We start from the raw sequence: 17,316 nt of genomic DNA, 5'->3' as shown, positions 1-17,316 counted from the left end.
TCACCAGCCCGAGGCCGTGTAGACGACGGCCTGCTCCGGCTCCTCGCCCCAGGCCAGCTCGCGCAGCAGCGCCAGCGCGCCCTCTTCGGGGTCGATGAGGGAGATGCCGCGCCGGGCGTACTCCCGGCCGAGTTCCGGTGTGACCATGCCGCCGTGGGCGCCGGTCGGGGCCCACGGCCCCCAGTGCACGGTCAGCGCCCGGCGGCCGGTGCGGGCCCGCCACCGCGCGCCGAGGGTTTCCAGCGCGTCGTTGGCCGCGGCGTAGTCCACCTGGCCGCGGTTGCCGAGGGCGGCGGAGATGCTGCCGAACAGCACGGTGAACGCCGGGGGTTCGGGCAGTTCCGCGAGCGCGTCGAGCAGTGTCCGCGCGCCGTCCACCTTGGTGCCGAAGACCCGTCCGAAGGACTCGGCGGACTTCTCCGCGATCAGCCGGTCCTCGATGACACCGGCCGCGTACACGGCACCGTCCAGCCGCCCGTGGTCGGCGTGGATCTGCTTCACGGCCTGGAGCACCGCCGCGTCGTCCGTCACGTCCACCGAGCGGTAGCGCACCCGGCTGCCCAGGGCGGTCAACTCCGCGATCGTGGCGGCGACTTCGCGTCGCGCGAGGATGCGGGCCACCTCCCGCTCGATCTCGGCGGGTGTCGCGCCGCCCCGGGCGGCGAGGGCCGCGCGCAGCGCGGTGTCGTCGGGCGCGGTGGCGGTGTCCAGGTGCTCAGGGCCGGTGGGCTCCGGCGTACGGCCGAGCAGTTCGATCCGGCAGCGGGCGGCGGACGCGAGGGCGAGGGCGCACCGGGCGGTGATGCCGCGCGCCCCGCCGACGAGGACCACCACCGAGTCACGGTCCAGCCCGAGCGCGGCGGCCTCCGCCGCGCCGTCTCCGGCGGGCCCGGCGCCCGAGGCGGCGAGCGGCCCGAGCGGGGCGGGCGTCAGGTCCAGCCGCTGGCGCCGCCCGTCAGCGGTGCGCACGACGACGGGCGTACGGTCGGTGGCGGACAGCTCGGTGGCGGACAGCTCGTCGAGCAGCGCGTCGGCCACGTCGTCGGCGGACACCGGCGCGTCGGTGGCCAGTTCCAGCAACGTGGCGGCCGTCTCCGGGCACTCCCTGGCCACCGTACGGAACACCCCGCGCAACCCGGCCGGGCGCGGGTCGAGCGGATCGGCGGTACGCACGCCCAGCAGCCAGCGCGGTGCGCGCCGCAGCGCCGCCTTGAGCACGGCGAACGCCTCGGGCAGCAGGGGCGCGCCGCCGGATCCGGTCAGCGGGTCGAGCAGCAGGACGCCGTCCACCGGGCCGTCCTCCTCGGCGAGCAGATGGCCCGCGGCGAGGGTGAGGGCCTGGGCGCCGTGGGAGGTCAGACGGGCGGCCACCGCGTCGGCCACGCCGCCGGTGTCCCCGCCGAGCAGGGCGAAGCGCTTGCCGGTGAGGTCGGTCGGCGACCCGGCCTCTCTGTCCAGGGGTACGGGCACCAGCCGCATCCGGCGGGGCGCCACACCGGGCGTGGCCGCCGCGGGTTCGTCCTGTGCGGTGGCGACGGGAGCTTGGGGGGCAGGGGCGAGACGCGCGGTGAGCCAGTCGGCGACGGCCGCCGTCGTACGGGCCTTGGCCAGCTCCTCCAGCTCCTCGTCGCCCAGCGCGGCGGTTCCCGCGCCCGCGATACCGAGGCGTCTGGCCAGTTCACCGGCGATCTCGGCGCGTTTGATGGAGTCGATGCTGAGGTCGGCTTCGAGGTCGAGATCGGGTTCGATCATGTCGACGGGGTAGCCGGTGCGTTCGCTGATGATCTCGGACACCGCGCGCAGGACATCGGCTCCGGTGGCGGGGGCGGCGGGTTCGTCCGCGGGGTGGTCGGTGGCCGGTGCGGGGGTGGCCACCGCGGGTTCCACGGGCATCGGCAGTGCGGCGGCCGGAGCGGCCACGGGCAGGGGCGCGGTGGCGACCGGGGGTGGCGCCACGGGCCGCTCCCCCGGCGCCCCGCCGAAGTAGGTGAGCAGGACGTCGCGCTGGGCGGCGATCATCTCCCGGCTCGTTCTCAGGTATTCGGCGATCAGGGCGTCCCGGTCCCCGTAGCCGTCCTTGCCTGTGCGGTCCGTCTGGCTCACCGTCGCCTCCACGACACGTCGGGCCGGTGCCAGCGCACCGGGGAGTAGCTCACCGTCCGCGGTGCGGACCAGTTGTCCGTCGACCGTCCATCCGGGCCGCTTCGGGGTTACGGTGGTTGCCGCGTCCACGGCGTCACGGGCCCGGAACAGCCAGCCCGTACGCACCGGAACCCCGGCCACGGCGAGCTGGGCGAGGGCGTCGAGGAACCCGCGCGGCCCCTGGAAGCCACCACCCTCGGTACGGCTCCGTCGCGCGTCGCAGGCGACGGTACGGTGCGGTCGGTCGCCCAGGATCTCCGCCACCAGCCGGGTCAGTACGGTGCCGGGACCGGTCTCGACGAAGATCCGGGCGCCCGCCGCGTACATGGCCTCGATCTGTTCCTGGAAGCGGACCGGGGCGCCGATCTGGGCGGCGAGTTCGGCGCGGATGGCGTCGGGTCCGTCGCCGTGCGGGGCGGCGGTGCGGTTGGCCCAGACCGGGAACTCCGTTGCCCGCACCGGGTGTTCGGCCAGTGCCTCGGCGAAGCGCGGCCCGGCACCCGCGACCAGCGGGCTGTGGAAGGCGCAGGCCACCGGGAGGCGGCGGACGGTGTGCCCGGCCTCCCGCAGCAGTGTGATCGCCTGTGCCACTTCCCGTTCGGGGCCGGAAATCGCGGTCTGCTGGGGTGCGTTGTGGTTGGCGGCCACCACGTGTTCGGCGAGCCCGGCTTCTCGCAGCAGCCGCTCGACGGTGTCGGCCGGAGCGGTCACGGCGGCCATGGTGCCGGGCTCGTGTCCGGCGGCCTCGGCGGCGCCGAGGATGGCGGCCGCCCGCTCGGCGCTGAGCCCGGGCAGGGTGCGCGGATCGAGGGCACCCGCGGCGCAGAGGGCCACCAGCTCGCCGTAGCTGTGCCCGGCCACCATGTCGGGCTGGACTCCGGCCGCGGTGAGCAGGGCGTGGGCGGCGAGCCCCACGATGCCGAGGGCGGGCTGGGCCACCCGGGTGTCTGTGAGGGCCGCGTGTTGCGCGGCCTTCCCGGCCTCGTCGAAGGCGGCCGGGGGGTACAGCACCCCGGCGTAGCCGGAGCCGTGGAGCAGATGCCGCCGGAGCTCGGGGAAGGACACGAACACATCCGCGAACATCCCGGGCCGCTGACTGCCCTGCCCGGGAAAGAGGAACGCCACCTTGCCGAGGGGGCCGTCCGGCCGGGTGTCCGGGGCCGGGTCGGCCACGTACAGGCCCTCGTCCCGACCGCCCGGTCTCGGGGGCGTCCCGGCCACGGACACCTCACCCGCCAGCACCCGGCGTAACCGCTCCGCCAAGTCGTCCAGGTCCGTGGCCACCACCGCCACCCGTACCGGGGCGTGGCCCGCGTCGGCGCGGCGGGAGGCGGTCAGGGCGAGGTCGCGCAGCCGCCAGGGGCGGCCCGCCGCGTCGTTGGCCTCGGTCTGCCGCAGCGTGTCCTCGACCGCGCGCAGCGCCGCCGCGTGGTCGGGCCCGCGGAAGAGGAAGAGTTCGCAGGGCCAGGCGTCGAGCGTGTGGGCGGGGGGCGGGGCTCCGTTCGCGTGTGCCGCGAGCACCACATGGAAGTTGGTGCCGCCGAAGCCGAACGCGCTGACCCCGGCCACCCGGTCCGCGGGCTCGGCCGCCCAGGGCTGCGCCTCGGTGTGGAAGGCGAACGGGCCGCGGTCCGCGTCCCACGCCGGGCCCGGCCGGGTCAGGTGCAGGGTCGGCGGCTTGACGCCGGTGTACAGCGCAAGGGTGGTCTTCACCAGCCCGGCCAGCCCGGCGGCACATTTGGTGTGCCCGATCTGGGACTTGACGGAGCCGAGCGCGCAGCCGCCGGGGGCCGCCCCGGCCTCGGCGAACACCTCGCTGAGGACGGTGAGTTCGGTGCGGTCGCCCACCGCCGTACCGGTGCCGTGCGCCTCGACCAGGCCGACGCTCGCCGGGGAGACCCCGGCGCTCGCGTACGCGCGCTCCAGCGCGGCCCGCTGGCCCTCGGGGCGCGGGGCGGTCAGGCCGAGCGAGCGGCCGTCGCTGGACGATCCGACGCCCTTGATGACGCCGTAGATCCGGTCACCGTCGCGTTCGGCGTCGGCCAGCCGCTTGAGGACGACGCACGCGACGCCCTCGCCGAGCGCGATGCCGTCGGCCGAGGCGTCGAACGCCCGGGAGCGGCCGGTCGGGGACAGGGCGTGCACGGAGGAGAAGAGCATGTAGTCGTTGATGCCGTTGTGCAGGTCGGCGCCGCCGCACAGCACGATGTCGCTGGTGCCGGCGGTCAGCTCCTTGCAGGCGACGTCGACGGCGGCGAGCGAGGACGCGCACGCCGCGTCGACGGTGTAGTTGGCGCCGCCGAGGTCGAGCCGGTTGGCGATCCGGCCGGAGATGACGTTGGCGAGCATGCCGGGGAACGAGTCCTCGGTGAGCTTGGGCAGCTGCTCGGCCAGGGCCTCCGGCACCTCGCGGAAGTACGACGGCAGAACGGCGCGCAGGGTCTGCGCGTTGGACAGGTCGCTGCCCGCCTCGGCGCCGAACACCACGGAGGTGCGCGAGCGGTCGAAGGCCCGGCCCCCGTCGCCGGGGTCGCCGTACCCGGCGTCGTCCAGGGCCCGGCGGGCGGCCTCCAGGGCCAGCAGCTGGACGGGTTCGATGCTGCCGAGGGAGGCCGGGGGGATGCCGTAGCGCAGCGGGTCGAAGGGGATGCGCGGCAGGAAGCCGCCCCAACGGGAGGCGGAGGCGCCGTGCTCGTCGCCGGTGTAGTGGACGGCGGCGTCCCAGCGCTCGGCGGGCACCTCGGTGATGGCGTCGACGCCGCCCACCACATTGGCCCAGAACGAGGCGAGGTCGGGCGCCTGCGGGAACATGCACGCCATGCCGACGACGGCCACGTCCAGCGGCGCGGGCTCCGGTGCCGCCGCGGGCGCCGCGGCCACGCCCAGCGGCGCGCACAGCCCCTCCGCGCGCGCGGCGAGGAAGTCCGCGGCGGCCGGGCCCACCGCGTGGTGGAGCGCGGCGATGGTGGTGGTGGCCGAGCGCAGCACAGCGACCTGCCCGGCCATGAACATGCCGTCGGAGAGCTGGCGTTGCTCGTCGGCCTCGGTCAGCTGCCCTTCGGGGCCGCGTTCCAGGCCCTTGCTGGCGATGCGCAGCCGCCCCACGTTCAGCCGCTCCAGCCGCTCCCACATCTCCCGGTCGGGGACGCCCTCGTCCCGTAGGCGCTGCTTGAGGGCGTGATAGCTCTCGGTGAAGGGGCTCGGCACACAGCGCGTGGCGTGGCCGGGGGCGGTCTCCAGCAGCGCGGTGCGCTCGGCGGCCCGCACTTGGCGCTGGAAGAGTGGCTGTACGGCGCCGTGCGCGACGGCCTCCTCGGTGAACAGGTACGCGGTGCCCATCAGCAGCCCCGCGGCGACGCCGCGCCGGGCCAGCGGGGCGGCGAGCGCGGCCACCATCGCGGCGGACCGCTCGTCGTGGACACCACCGGCGAAGTAGACCTCGATACCTGCGCCGTCGGAGGTGTGCGCGGGGTCGTCGAGGAAGTCCTCGACGACCGCCAGCTGCGCCTCCCACAGCGGGAAGCTCGCGCGCGGCCCCACATGGCCGCCGCATTCGGAGCCCTCGAAGACGAACCGCCGTGCCCCGTCCTCCAGGAACTGGCGCAGCAGTCCGGGCGAGGGCACATGGAGATAGGTGGTGATGCCGTCCCGTTCCAGCGCGGCGGCCTGGGAGGGCCGTCCGCCCGCGATGATGGCGTGGCTGGGGCGGATCTCCCGTACGGCCTCCAGCTGGGCGCCGCGGATCTCCTCGGGGGCGAAGCCGAGGACGCCCACTCCCCAGGGCCGCCCGGTCAGCGCGGCCGCGGCCTCCTCCAGCATGCCGCGCGCCTGGTCGCGTCCGGCCAGGGCGAGCGCGATGAACGGCAGCCCGCCGCCCGCCGCGACGGCGGAGGCGAAACCCGCCCGGTCGCTGACCCGCGTCATCGGGCCCTGGGCGACGGGCAGCCGGATCGTGGCCTCGGGCGTGGTGTCCGGTCTGGCCCCGGGCGCGGCGTCCCGTCTGGCCTCGGAAACGGCGCCCCGGATGGCGCCGGCCACACCCCGTACGGCGCGTCCGGCGTCCCGCCAGCGCGCGGCGAAGCGGGCGGCGAGGAAGCCGTCCTGACCCACCGGCAGGGGCGGCGAGGAGTGCGGAGAGCGGCCCCGCGGGCGCAGCGCGCGGTGGCCGTCGACGACGGTGGTCTCCGAACCGTCCATCGGCCGGAGCAGCGCGGCGCGGTCCTCGGGGAGCCCGGATTCGGCGAGCAGGGCCAGCTGGGTGTCCAGGACGACCCCGGCCGCGCCCCCGATCACCGCCGCGGCGGCGGTACGCGGCCCGATGCCGCCGCAGGCCCACACCGGTACGGACACCCCGGGCTCGGCCAGCAGCCGCTGGAGCAGGACGAAGGTGCTCAACTCGCCGACCGGGCCGCCGCATTCGCTGCCCCGGGCGATCAGCCCGTGCGCACCGGCCCGGACCGCGGCGAGGGCCTGGTCCGGGTCGGTGACCTCGGCCAGGACGCGATGGCGGGCGGCGACGGCGTCCAGCGGCCAGGGCGCGCCCGCGCCGAGGACCACGGTGTGCGGTCCGCCCCGCCCGCCGCCGTCCCCCGGGGGTCCGGTGTCCGGTGGTGTCGCGTACGGCAGATCCGCGGGCGTGAGGGGGCAGCCCGCCGCCACGCGCACCCCGTACCGTCCGTCGGGCACCCAGTCGTCGACGCGTTCCCACGCGTCCAGTGCCGTGCGGCGCGTCGTTCCCAGGTCGAGGACGCCGAGACCGCCCGCGCGGCTGACCGCCGCGGCGAGTCGGGGGTCCGGTTCCCCGAACGGCGTGATACCTATAACCAGATCGCCAGGATACGCAACGGATGACATGTTTTCTCCGGATAAATCGCTGTAGCCGCGAAAGGGAGATAATTCTGACATGCACGTCTAACGTACGGCTTGCGCCTTTTACACAGAACGACGCGGAGCGAAATTAGCGATCCGGTTACTGAGCCGTCAACAAGTTGCGAGCGCCGCACCTGCCAGGACGGGCTGGATCTCGCCATAGGTGGGGAGATCGATCGCGGCACTGCCTCTCTCTTCCTTTGTTAAATGTTGATGTACCTTCCGTGAGCCGGAACGGAAGAGAGCGTGCCACCGGCGTCCCTTGTGCCCCTCGAATACACCATTTACCCAGCGGACGTCCCGCTGGGTAAACCGCTCGAGCGAGCCGATCGAACCCAATCGGCGGGGCACATTCCGCATTCGGAATTCCGCGCACACGCGGCACATCGCCGGAAAGTGCGGCCGGAATCAGCCCGCGGACGCAACCCCTCAGCTTCCCGGCCGGGCCCAGGCGGCGTCGTCGGCGATACGGCGATGGGCGGCGAGGGCGGTGGCGGCGAGCAGCGCCGAGGCCAGTCCCAGGGTGGCGGAGAGAGCGCAGCGCGCGAACAGCAGGGCGCCGGTGAGGGCACCGAGGAACATCGCCAGCACGGACAGCACCCGGCGGGCCGTACCGGCGGGCGCGGTGGAATCGGCGGCGAGGCCGGTCAGGGTGAGGGTGAGCACGGTGGTGGTCAGGTCCGGGACGCCCAGGCGTCGTACGACCGCGTTCTGGAGCCCCATGCCGAGGCCGAGCAGCACGATCAGGGCGTAACGGACCCCCGCGGGGACCTGGCCACCGGGGGCGAGCGCCGATACGGCGGTGGCGGCGGCGACCAGGGCCGTCTGGGTGCCGGTGGCGACCGCGAGCAGCCGCCCGCGGTGCGCGGGCGGCCGGGCGCCGACGCGGCCCCCGGCGAGCGCGCCGGTGAGGAACGAGCCGAGGGACACCAGGGCGGCCGGGGCGGACAGGCCCGGGGTGCCCGCCAGGGCGAAGCCGAGGAAGACCACGTTGCCGGTCATGTTGGCGACGAAGACATGGCCGAGGCCCAGATAGCTCACCGCGTCGACCAGCCCCGTCACCACGGTCAGCGTCAACAGGAGCGGCGGCAACGGGCCGTGGCGGTCCGTCGCGCGCGGCCCGAGCGTCCGGGCGGCGTCCCTCATCAGTCTGCGCATCCTCAACGTCCGTTCCTCGGCGGTCGGCAGACCGATGGCGGCGCGATGGCCATTCCGCGGGCCGCCATCGGTATGACGGAGCGTCAGCCCGCGGCGTGTGCGCCGAGCATGGACTGGGCGTACAGCACCCCGAGGCCGTAGGCGCCCGCGTGCTCCTTCACCAGGTCCGTGACCGGGCCGTACGTCTCCGTACGGGCCCAGTCGCGCTGGAGCTCCAGCAGCACCTGCACCCAGGTGACGGGGGCGGCACCGGCCTGCACCATGCGCTGGACGGCGTGCTCGTGGGCCTGCGGGGTGACGCCGCCGGACGCGTCGGTGACCACGTACACCTCGTAGCCCTGGGCGATGGCGGACAGCACGGGCAGGACGAGGCACACCTCGGTCCACAGTCCGGAGACGATGAGCTTCTTGCGCCCGGTCGCCTTGACGGCCTCGACGAACGCCACGTCCTCCCAGGCGTTCATCGAGGTGCGGTCGATGACCTTCTGGTCGGGGAAGACATCCGCGAGCGGCGGGAGGAGCGGGCCGGAGAACGTCTCGGCGGCGACGGTGCTCAGCACCACGGGCACGTCGAACACCCGGGCCGCCTTCGCCAGGCCCACGGTGGAGTTGATGATCGTGGTGCGGTCGTGGCTGCCGGTGCCGAAGAACATCTGCGGCTGATGGTCGATGAACAGCATCACCGCGTTGTCCGGGGTGAGCAGGGCGGGGCTGGGGGTGGCGGTGACCTCGGCGATGTCGACCATGGTGGACCCTTTCTCGGTGTACGTCTGGGTGCGGGATGTACGCGTGCGGTGTTCACATGGCACGCGAAGGGGCGGATCCCGTGCCGCGCCTCCGCCGCTCACAGCACGAAGCAGCTGTCGAACGCCATGGGCTGGTGCTCGGGAAGCGCGCCGCGCCGGACACGCCACTGCCGGTGCTGCTCGGACTCGGCGATCGCCTGGCCCAGCGACTCCGCCTGGCGGGCGCCGGAGCCGCCCGCCGGGCCGGTGGCCTGGTAGCCGCCGAAGCGCGCCACCGGGCTCCACTCCGGGCTGACGGCCGGGATGTCCTCGTCCAGGCCCTCGTACTCGGCGGCGGCGTACACGATGCGGCCGCCGACGATCGTCAGCACCGATTCGATGTGCGGGATGTCCTGCTCGGGCACGGTGAAGTAGTCGTCGGACAGGATCGCCAGATCGCCGTAAGCGCCCGGCCGCAGCACGCCCTTGACACCGTCCTCGCCGGTCAGTTCGGCCCCGGCCCGGGTGTACATCGCGAGCGCGGTCTCCCGGCCCACCCGGTTCTGCGGGGGCCGCAGGGCCAGGTCGCCGACCGACCGGCCGGAGACCAGCCAGTGCAGGGCGACCCACGGGTTGTACGAGGACACCCGGGTGGCGTCGGTTCCGGCGCCGACGGTCAGCCCGCGGCCGAGCATGGCCGCGAGGGGCGGTGCCTCGGCCGCCGCGCCCGCGCCGTACCGGCTTGCGAACGCCGCGCCCTGGAACGACAGCCGGTTCTGCACGGACAGCGCCCCGCCGAGCGCCGCGATGCGGTCGAGGCTGTCCGGGGAGACGGTCTCCGCGTGGTCGAACAGCCACCTGTTCCCGGCCGGGAACAGGCCCTCCGCGGCGAGCTTTTCGAAGACGGCGAGGTCACGCCGGATCGTCTCGTCGTAGGTGGCGTGCAGCCGGAAGCCCCAGCCGTTCTCCATGAGCAGGCGCAACGCCTTCTCGAAGTCGGCCTCGTAGTCGCCGGTGAGGTACGGGCGGGGCTGGGCGAAGTTCTCGAAGTCGGCCGCGGCCCAGGTGAGGTTCTCCCCGGCGCCGTTGAGCCGTAGCCAGGCGTCCCCGTCCCCGGGGCGCACCATCTCGATCCAGCGGGTCAGGTCCTCGATCTCCTGACCGGCGGTCTGCGGGAACAGGTGATAGGCGATGCGCAGGGACAGCTGCCCGGTCTCGGCCAGCTCGGTCACCGTGCCGTAGTCGCCGGGGAAGTTCTGGAAGCCTCCGGCGGCGTCGATCGCCGAGGTCAGCCCGAATCTGTTCAGCTCGCGCAGGAAGTGGCGGGTGGAGGTCTTCTTGTCCTCGCCGTGCAGCGTCGGCGCCTTGGCCAGGGTCGAGTAGAGGATCAGGGCGCTGGGTGCGGCCAGCAGCAGGCCCGTGGGCTCCCCGTCCCGGCCGCGCACGATCAGCCCGCCCTTGGGGTCGGGGGTGTCCCTGGTGAATCCCGCGGCCTTGAGGGCCGCCCGGTTCAGCACGGCCGACTGGTACAGGTGCAGGACGAACACCGGGGTGTCCGGGGCCGCGGCGTTGAGTTCGGCGACGGTCGGCGGTCTCCGTTCGGCGAACTGCTCGGCCGACCAGCCTCCCACCACCCGCACCCACTGGCCCTTCGCGGTGCGCGCCGCCTGTTCGCGCAGCATCGCCAGGCCCTGGCGCAGCGAGGGGACGCCGTCCCAGCGCAGTTCCAGAACGTAGTTGAGCCCGCCGCGGATGACATGGAGGTGGGTGTCGTTGAGCCCGGGGACGACCCGGCGGCCCAGCGCGTCGACCACGCGGGTGGCAGCGCCCAGGTACGGGGCGATGTCGGCGTCGTCCCCGACCGCCCGCACCACACCGTCGCGGATGGCCACCGCACCGGCCTGCGGGCGCTTCGCGTCCTGGGTGTACACCTTCGCGTTGCGGACGATCACGTCCGCGGCCTCGTCGTCGGTGGCGACGGGAACGAGCCCGCCGACCGGCATCGTGGACACCTCGGCACCCTCCAGGGAACGGTGTGGCTGCGGCGGCCGACAGGCCGCCTGGTGTCCGGCACGGTAGGACGGCCAGGGCCGCGTGCGTTGCCCGCCAGCGCACCGGGTGTTTCCCGCGCGCGCACCGTCGCGCTCCGTCAGGCGAGGCCGCGTTCGCGGTTCGGGTCCCTTATCCGGGCGCGGACCTGTGCGGCCTCGTCGGGCCGTCCCAGCTCGGTGAAGAGCGTGAGCGCCTGCTGCCAGATCTCCCGGGCGGTGCCGTGCTCGCCGGTCGCCCGGTGGGTGTCGCCCAGGCGGGCCAGGGTGTCGGCCTCCTGGTACGGCACGCCGAGTTCGCGGTACACGGTGAGGGCGTTGTGGAAGCCGATGACGGCCTGTTTGTACTGGCCGAGGTGGTGGTGTGCGTGGCCGATGCTGTCCCAGGTGGCCGCCTCGCCGTAGCGGTCGCCGGTGTCCCGCATCATGACGAGGGCCCGCTCGCAGTGGGCGAGGGCCTGGTCGTACCGCCCCAGCAGGGAGAGATACCAACCCACCGCGTTGAGGACGCGGGCCTCGGCGGCGCGCTGGCCCGCCGCCCGGAAGAGCTCCAGCGCGCGCTGGTTGTGAGCGAGGGCTGCGGTGAGGTCGCCCTGCTGGTCGGAGGTCCAGCCGAGGCTGCGGTGGGTGTTGGCGAGCCGGACGGGGTCGCCCAGCCGGTCGAACGCCTCGGCGGCCCGGTCGAGTCGGGTGCGGGCCTCGGCGTAGTGGCCGAGCCTGCCGTCGACGCGGGCAAGGGAGCGGTCCGCGTACGCCTGCCACTCCGGGTGGCCGAGCCGGTCTGCCGCGTCCAGCGCGGCGCGCTGGGCGGTGTGCCAGTCGTGCCAGTGTCCGCGCCGGTCGAAGAACGCCTCCAGGGACCAGGCCAGGTGGCAGAGCTGGGCGTCGAACCCGGACGCGGCGGCCCGTTCCATCGCGGGGAGCAGCCCGGTGTACTCGGCGGTGAGCCAGTCCAGGGCCTGCCGGTCGTCGGTGAGGGTTTCGGGGGTGACGCCGGGCAGCGCCGGGCCCGGCGGTACGAGGTCCGCGTCCGGGGAGAGCAGAGCTGCGGCCGGGTGCGCGGTGTGCACGTAGTGGTCGAGCATCCGGTGCAGCGCGGAGTGGCGGGTGGCGTCGGTGTCGTGGTCCTCGGCGAGTTCGGTGGCGTACGCGCGCACCAGGTCGTGGAAGGTGTAGCGGCCCCAGCTGTGTTCGGTGAGGAGATGGGCGCGGGTGAGTTCGGCCAGCAGGGTGCGGGTGCGGCGTACGGGCAGGCCGGTGAGGCTCGCCGCCGCGGCGGCGGTGAGGTCCGGGCCCGGGTGCAGGGCCAGCAGCCGGAAGGCGCGGGCCGCTTCCGGGGTCAGGGCGTCGTACGACCAGGAGAAGGCGGCACGGGCGTCGATGGCGCTCCCGGTGTCGGCGAAGGCGTCGAGGCTGCCGTGGCCCCGGCGGAGTTCGGTGGCGACGGCGGCCAGCGGGAAACCAGGGTTCAGGGCGGCGCGGGCGGCGACGATGGCGAGCGCCAGCGGAAGCCGCCCGCACAGCTCGATGATGTCCGCCACGGCCCGGGGCTCGGCGGCCGCCCGGTCGTGGCCGATCCGCCGCACCAGCGCGGCGCGGGCGTCGTCCACCGGCGGCAGGAGGAGAGGCACCGGCACGGCTCCGTCCGAGGCCACCAGGCCGGGCAGCTGGCTGCGGCTGGTGACGAGGGCCAGGCAGCCGGGGCCGCCGGGGAGCAGCGGACGGACCTGGTCGTGGTCCCGGGCGTTGTCCAGCACGACGAGGACGCGCCGGTCCGCGAGCAGGCTGCGGTACAGCGCGGTCTGGGCGTCCAGCCCGGCGGGCAGGTGCTGCGAGGGCACGCCCAGGGCGTGCAGGATTCCGGCGACGGCCTCCGCGGGCTGGGTGGGCGGCCCGCCGGGGTCGAAGCCGCGCAGGTTGAGGTACAGCTGCCCGTCGGGGAACCGGTCGGCGACGCGGTGCGCCCAGTGCACCGCGAGGGTGCTCTTCCCGACCCCGGCCATGCCGCTGATGACGGCGACGGTGGTGTCGGGCAGCATGGCGAGCAGCCGGGTGAGTTCCGCCTGCCGCCCGGAGAACACCGCCAGGTCGGCGGGCAGTTGGGCGGGGCGTACCCAGGGTGGCTGCCGTTCCGGCGTGGCTCCGGCGTTTCCGGCGGCTCCGGCGGGCGTGGTGTCCCGGGTGGCGGGACCGGTCATCTGCCGGTGGGCCGCGCGCAGTTCCGGGCCGGGGGTTACGTCCAGCTCCTCGGCCAGCCGGGTGTGGATGTCGTCGTACACGGCCAGGGCCTGTGCCCGGTGGCCCGAGGCGGACAGGGCCAGGACGAGCCGGGCGTGCAAGGGCTCGTTCAGCGGATCGAGGGCGACGGCCTTCCGTAGCAGCCCGACCACGCGCTCCGCCCGGTCGCAGCGCAGCGCCACGTCGGCGGCCTCGGCCACGGTGTCCAGGTAGGCGCGGTCCAGGCCGGTGAACACCGGATGGCCGCGCATCCGCTCCGGCACCCCGGTCGCGACGGGACCCCGCCAGAGGGCGAGGGCGTCGACGAACAGCCCCGATGCCACGTCGAGTTGTCCCCTGTCGGCGGCCTGTGCGGCCCGGTGCGCGAGGTCGCGGTGGCGCAGCAGGTCCACCGAGTCCGGCGCCACCAGCAGCCGGTAGCCGCCCGCTTCGCGGAGCAGCAGGCTGCCCGGCGCCCGGGGCGGCAGCTCCGGCTCCAGCAGCCGCCGCAGCAGGCCGACGTATCGGTGGACCACGTTGACGGCGGTGGCGGGAGGACGCTCCGCCCACAGGACGTCGACGATCTCGCTCAGCCGGAGGTGTTCCCCGGCCCGGATCAGGAGCAGGCCCAGCAGCGCCCGTTGCTGCGGAACTCCGAGATCCAGCTCGGTTGTCGACCGCCAGGCGCGCATCGGCCCCAGGATCTCGAACCGCAAGGACTCCGCCGCCGGGGGCACCGGGTCCTGTCGGCCCTCCGCTTTCACTCTTCTTTCACCGCACGAACCTACGCTCTCCACAACCGACCGCGAACGGTACCCGAGGAGGACTGTGTGGTGTACAAGAATGCGCCAGTGAGTGGGAATTGAGCGGCAACCCGCCCGCGGAGCGCGGGTTATCCGCCCGGCAGGCCCTGCATTGCCCGGCGACGCTTCCGCCGGGCGACAAACCGGCGCACTGGAGCGACGCGGTATCGCGCACTCTTCTCGCGCTCGATATGCGTCTGGAAAGGCCGGAGCAATGGTCGGCGCGCATCACGGCGGAAGGGCTCGGCCCGGTGCGGATATCCGCGATCGATTCGGATCCGATCACGATCGCCCGCGCTCCGGGGCACATTCTCGCGGACGGCCGTGACTGTCTGCTGGCCCGGCTACAGGAGGGCGGAACGTCGACGGTCCATCAGGACGGCCGCTCGGGGTCGCTCCGTCCCGGCGCCTTGGCCTTCTACGACGCCTCCCGCCCCTTCACCCTGGTCATGCCGGAGCCGTATCGGGCGCAGGTCATCGCGATGCCGCGCGGGGCGCTGGGGCTGCCCGAGGCCGAGCTGCGCCGTCTCACCGCGTGTCCCATCGCGGCCGATACGGCGCTGTCGGCCCTGCTGCTGCCCATCGTTTCCCGGCTCGCGGGCGGCGCCGGTCCCCATCCGTGGCACATCCGGCGGCAGATCGCCCGCACCCTGCTGGATCTGCTGACCACCCTCGCCACCGGCACCCTCGACACGCTCGGCTCACGCGACCTGGCGGACCGGCGCGCCGGTGCGGACCGCGCGCATCTGGCCCGCGTCCACGCGTTCATCAACAAACACCTGGCGGATTCCGGGATTTCACCGGAAACGATCGCGCGGCACAACGGAATCTCCGTGCGCTATCTCCACAAGCTCTTCCAGGAACAGGGCACCACGGTCGGCCGGTGGATCCGGCAGCGCCGACTTGAGGAATGCCGGAAAGAGCTGGCGCGCGGCGGCCGGTCGAGCCGTACGGTCGCCGCCGTGGCCCAGCACTGGGGATTCATCAGCCCGGCCCATTTCAGCCGCGTCTTCCGGGCCGCCTACGGAATGTCCCCCCGCGAATGGCAGGCGCTGTGGCGGGAGCCGGTGGACGCCGCCGCCCGCGACCGCGCCGGGAAGCCCGGTGCGCTGGTGGACGACAAGGCGTGCGCCCCTGGTCAAGGCGGGCCGCGGCAACGGGCCTAGCCTCCGGCCGGACGGTTCCGGCGGCGGCCACCGCACGAGCCGCCCTCCCCGTGCCCCGCCGGGACCACTTGTCCGGATTCCACCGGCACCCGACACGACACCACACGCCAGGAGTGACGCATGTCCGACGACAGGTCCGACGCCAACGAGCCGGTCCAGCCGGTGCTGGAACCGGCCGCGGCCGCCTTCGCCGAGGCGACCGCCAACCCGCCGTATCTGTTCGACCTCGGCCCGGCCGAGGGCCGCAAGGCCGTGGACGAGGTACAGTCCGGCGAGATCGACAAGCCGGAGGTCGACGAGGAGTGGATCACCGTCACCGGCGGTCCCACCGGCGGCGTCCGGGCCCGTATCGTCACCCCGGCCGGTGCCGCGGGGCCGCTGCCAGTGATCCTCTACCTCCACGGCGCTGGCTGGGTGTTCGGCAACGCCCACACCCATGACCGCCTGGTGCGCGAACTCGCCGTGGGAGCGGGCGCCGCCGTGGTGTTCCCCGAGTACGACCTCTCCCCCGAGGCCCGCTACCCGGTCGCCATCGAGCAGAACTACGCCGTCGCCCGGTGGATCGTCCGGGACGGCGCGGGCCACGGCCTCGACGGCGCCCGGCTGGCCGTGGCCGGTGACTCGGTCGGCGGCAACATGGCCACCGCCCTGGCCCTGATGGCCAAGGAGCGCGGCGATGTGCCCCTGCGCCACCAGGTGCTGTTCTACCCGGTCACGGACGCGGGCTTCGACACCGGCTCGTACCACCGGTTCGCGACCGGCTACTTCCTGCGCCGCGACGCCATGCGCTGGTTCTGGGACCAGTACACCACCGACGAGGGCGAACGCGCCGAGATCACCGCCTCCCCGCTGCGGGCCACCACCGAGCAGCTCACCGGGCTGCCCGCCGCCCTCGTCATCACCGCGGAGGCCGATGTCCTGCGCGACGAGGGCGAGGGTTACGCGAACAAGCTGCGCGCGGCGGGTGTCCCCGTCACCGCGGTCCGCTTCCAGGGCATCATCCACGACTTCGTCATGCTCGACGCGCTGCGCGGAACCCACGCCGCGCAGGCGGCCATCACGCTCGCCACGGACACGCTGCGCGCGGCGCTCTCTACAGCGCGTTGACGAGGGCCACGTAGACGGCGGTGCCGATGCCGACGCTCAGGATCGTGCGGCGGCCGAAGGCGAGGTGGACACCGGCGGTGACGGCGACGGCGAGCAGCGCGTACGGCGTCATCCGCGGCTCTTCGGCCACGCTGCCGTGCAGGGCGGTCACCGCGAGGATCGCGAGGATGCCCACCGGTATCCACTCCGACAGCCGCCGCACGATCGGCGAGGTGCGCAGCGTGCGCAGCACAGCGAAGGGCACGGCCCGCAGCGCGAGGGTGATCGTGAAGACGATCGCGAGGACGGCGATCAGGTACGACGTACTAGGCATCGGCGGTCTCCTCGGCGGGGCGGCGGGCGGTGTACACGTGGCGGGCCAGCAGCAGGGCGACGAACAGCAGCAGCGCCGTGAACAGGGCGACGCCCGGGGTGAGCACGAGCGCCACCGTGACACTGGCCCCGGCCAGCAGTACGGAGGGCATCTCCCGGAGCGAGCGGAACGCGTCCAGGGTGAGCACGGTGAACAGGGCGCACAGCGCGAACTCCAGACCCTTGACCGGCCCGGGCAGGGCCGCCCCCAGGGCGAGACCGACGAGACCGCCGCCGACCCAGTAGACCTCGCAGGCGATCTGCATCGCGAGCAGGCGTGGCGCGGAGCGTTCGGCCTCGGGGAGGGAGGCGTTGACGGCGTACGCCTCGTCGATCATGGCGTAGACGGCGTACGCCTTCGCGAACGGGTTCCTGACCAGGCGGAGGGGAAACGAGAACGCGTAGAACACATGCCGGAAGTTGACCACCAGGACGGTCAGTGCGATCGAGGCCAGGGGCGTGACGGTGGCCACCATGCCCACCAGCAGCAGTTCCAGGGATCCGGCGAACGCGGACAGGGACAGCGCGGGGGCGAGCCACCACGGCAGACCGGCCTGGACGACCAGCAGGCCGAGCGCGATGCCCAGCGGGAAGATCCCGAGCCCCGCAGAGAAGGAATCGCGCACGCCCGCGGCGATGCGTTGCTTCCGGGTGGCGGGAGGATCCGGCGCTGTCGGCTGGGTGAGAACGTGTTGTGGCACCTGTCCATGATCTCGTGGAACGCGCGCCA

The 17,316-nt window shown here is 73.9% G+C and carries 9 protein-coding genes; 2 read left to right on the top strand and 7 right to left on the bottom strand.

The window, feature by feature from the left end:
- The 5 genes from ACH4TL_RS11885 to ACH4TL_RS11865 all read right to left on the bottom strand — a co-directional run bounded on the left by ACH4TL_RS11885 (position 1) and on the right by ACH4TL_RS11865 (position 13,851).
- A complete protein-coding gene (locus ACH4TL_RS11885) occupies positions 1-6,996 on the bottom strand; it encodes an SDR family oxidoreductase (protein WP_398318470.1) in 6,996 nt (2,331 codons plus the stop codon).
- A 444-nt stretch (positions 6,997-7,440) separates the two neighbouring features.
- Positions 7,441-8,169 carry a YoaK family protein gene (locus ACH4TL_RS11880; RefSeq protein ID WP_398318473.1) on the bottom strand — a complete coding sequence of 243 codons (729 nt, stop codon included), beginning with the start codon at positions 8,167-8,169 and terminating at the stop codon, positions 7,441-7,443.
- 83 nt (positions 8,170-8,252) lie between these two features.
- A complete protein-coding gene (locus tag ACH4TL_RS11875) occupies positions 8,253-8,915 on the bottom strand; it encodes a hydrolase (protein WP_398318476.1) in 663 nt (220 codons plus the stop codon).
- Positions 8,916-9,013: 98 nt separating this feature from the next.
- Positions 9,014-10,897 (bottom strand): amidohydrolase, encoded by a 1,884-nt coding sequence (locus ACH4TL_RS11870; RefSeq protein WP_398318719.1) that lies wholly within the window; start codon positions 10,895-10,897, stop codon positions 9,014-9,016.
- 146 nt (positions 10,898-11,043) lie between these two features.
- Positions 11,044-13,851 (bottom strand): AfsR/SARP family transcriptional regulator, encoded by a 2,808-nt coding sequence (locus ACH4TL_RS11865; RefSeq protein WP_398318479.1) that lies wholly within the window; start codon positions 13,849-13,851, stop codon positions 11,044-11,046.
- Between the two features lie 218 nt (positions 13,852-14,069).
- Here ACH4TL_RS11865 and ACH4TL_RS11860 point away from each other — a divergent pair, with 218 nt between their 5' ends.
- Together ACH4TL_RS11860 and ACH4TL_RS11855 are read left to right on the top strand one after the other, a co-directional pair.
- A complete protein-coding gene (locus tag ACH4TL_RS11860; protein ID WP_398318722.1) occupies positions 14,070-15,128 on the top strand; it encodes a helix-turn-helix domain-containing protein in 1,059 nt (352 codons plus the stop codon).
- Between the two features lie 120 nt (positions 15,129-15,248).
- A complete protein-coding gene (locus ACH4TL_RS11855) occupies positions 15,249-16,235 on the top strand; it encodes an alpha/beta hydrolase (RefSeq protein WP_398318482.1) in 987 nt (328 codons plus the stop codon).
- On the opposite strand, the gene ACH4TL_RS11850 is transcribed toward ACH4TL_RS11855, so the two are convergent.
- Together ACH4TL_RS11850 and ACH4TL_RS11845 are read right to left on the bottom strand one after the other, a co-directional pair.
- Positions 16,222-16,548, bottom strand: a complete 327-nt coding sequence (locus tag ACH4TL_RS11850; RefSeq protein WP_398318485.1) for an AzlD domain-containing protein — start codon at positions 16,546-16,548, stop codon at positions 16,222-16,224. The two genes, ACH4TL_RS11855 and ACH4TL_RS11850, sit on opposite strands and share 14 nt — an antisense overlap.
- Entirely contained in the window at positions 16,541-17,212 is a 672-nt protein-coding gene (locus ACH4TL_RS11845) for an AzlC family ABC transporter permease (RefSeq protein ID WP_398318488.1), read from the bottom strand. Before ACH4TL_RS11845 ends, ACH4TL_RS11850 begins: the two co-directional genes overlap by 8 nt.
- Positions 17,213-17,316 lie beyond the last annotated feature (104 nt).

The organism is Streptomyces sp. NPDC021115 (assembly GCF_044333065.1).
Lineage (GTDB): Bacteria > Actinomycetota > Actinomycetes > Streptomycetales > Streptomycetaceae > Streptomyces.
The sequence above is the reverse complement of the archived record's forward strand: the minus strand, read 5'-3'. Positions and strand labels throughout refer to the sequence as shown.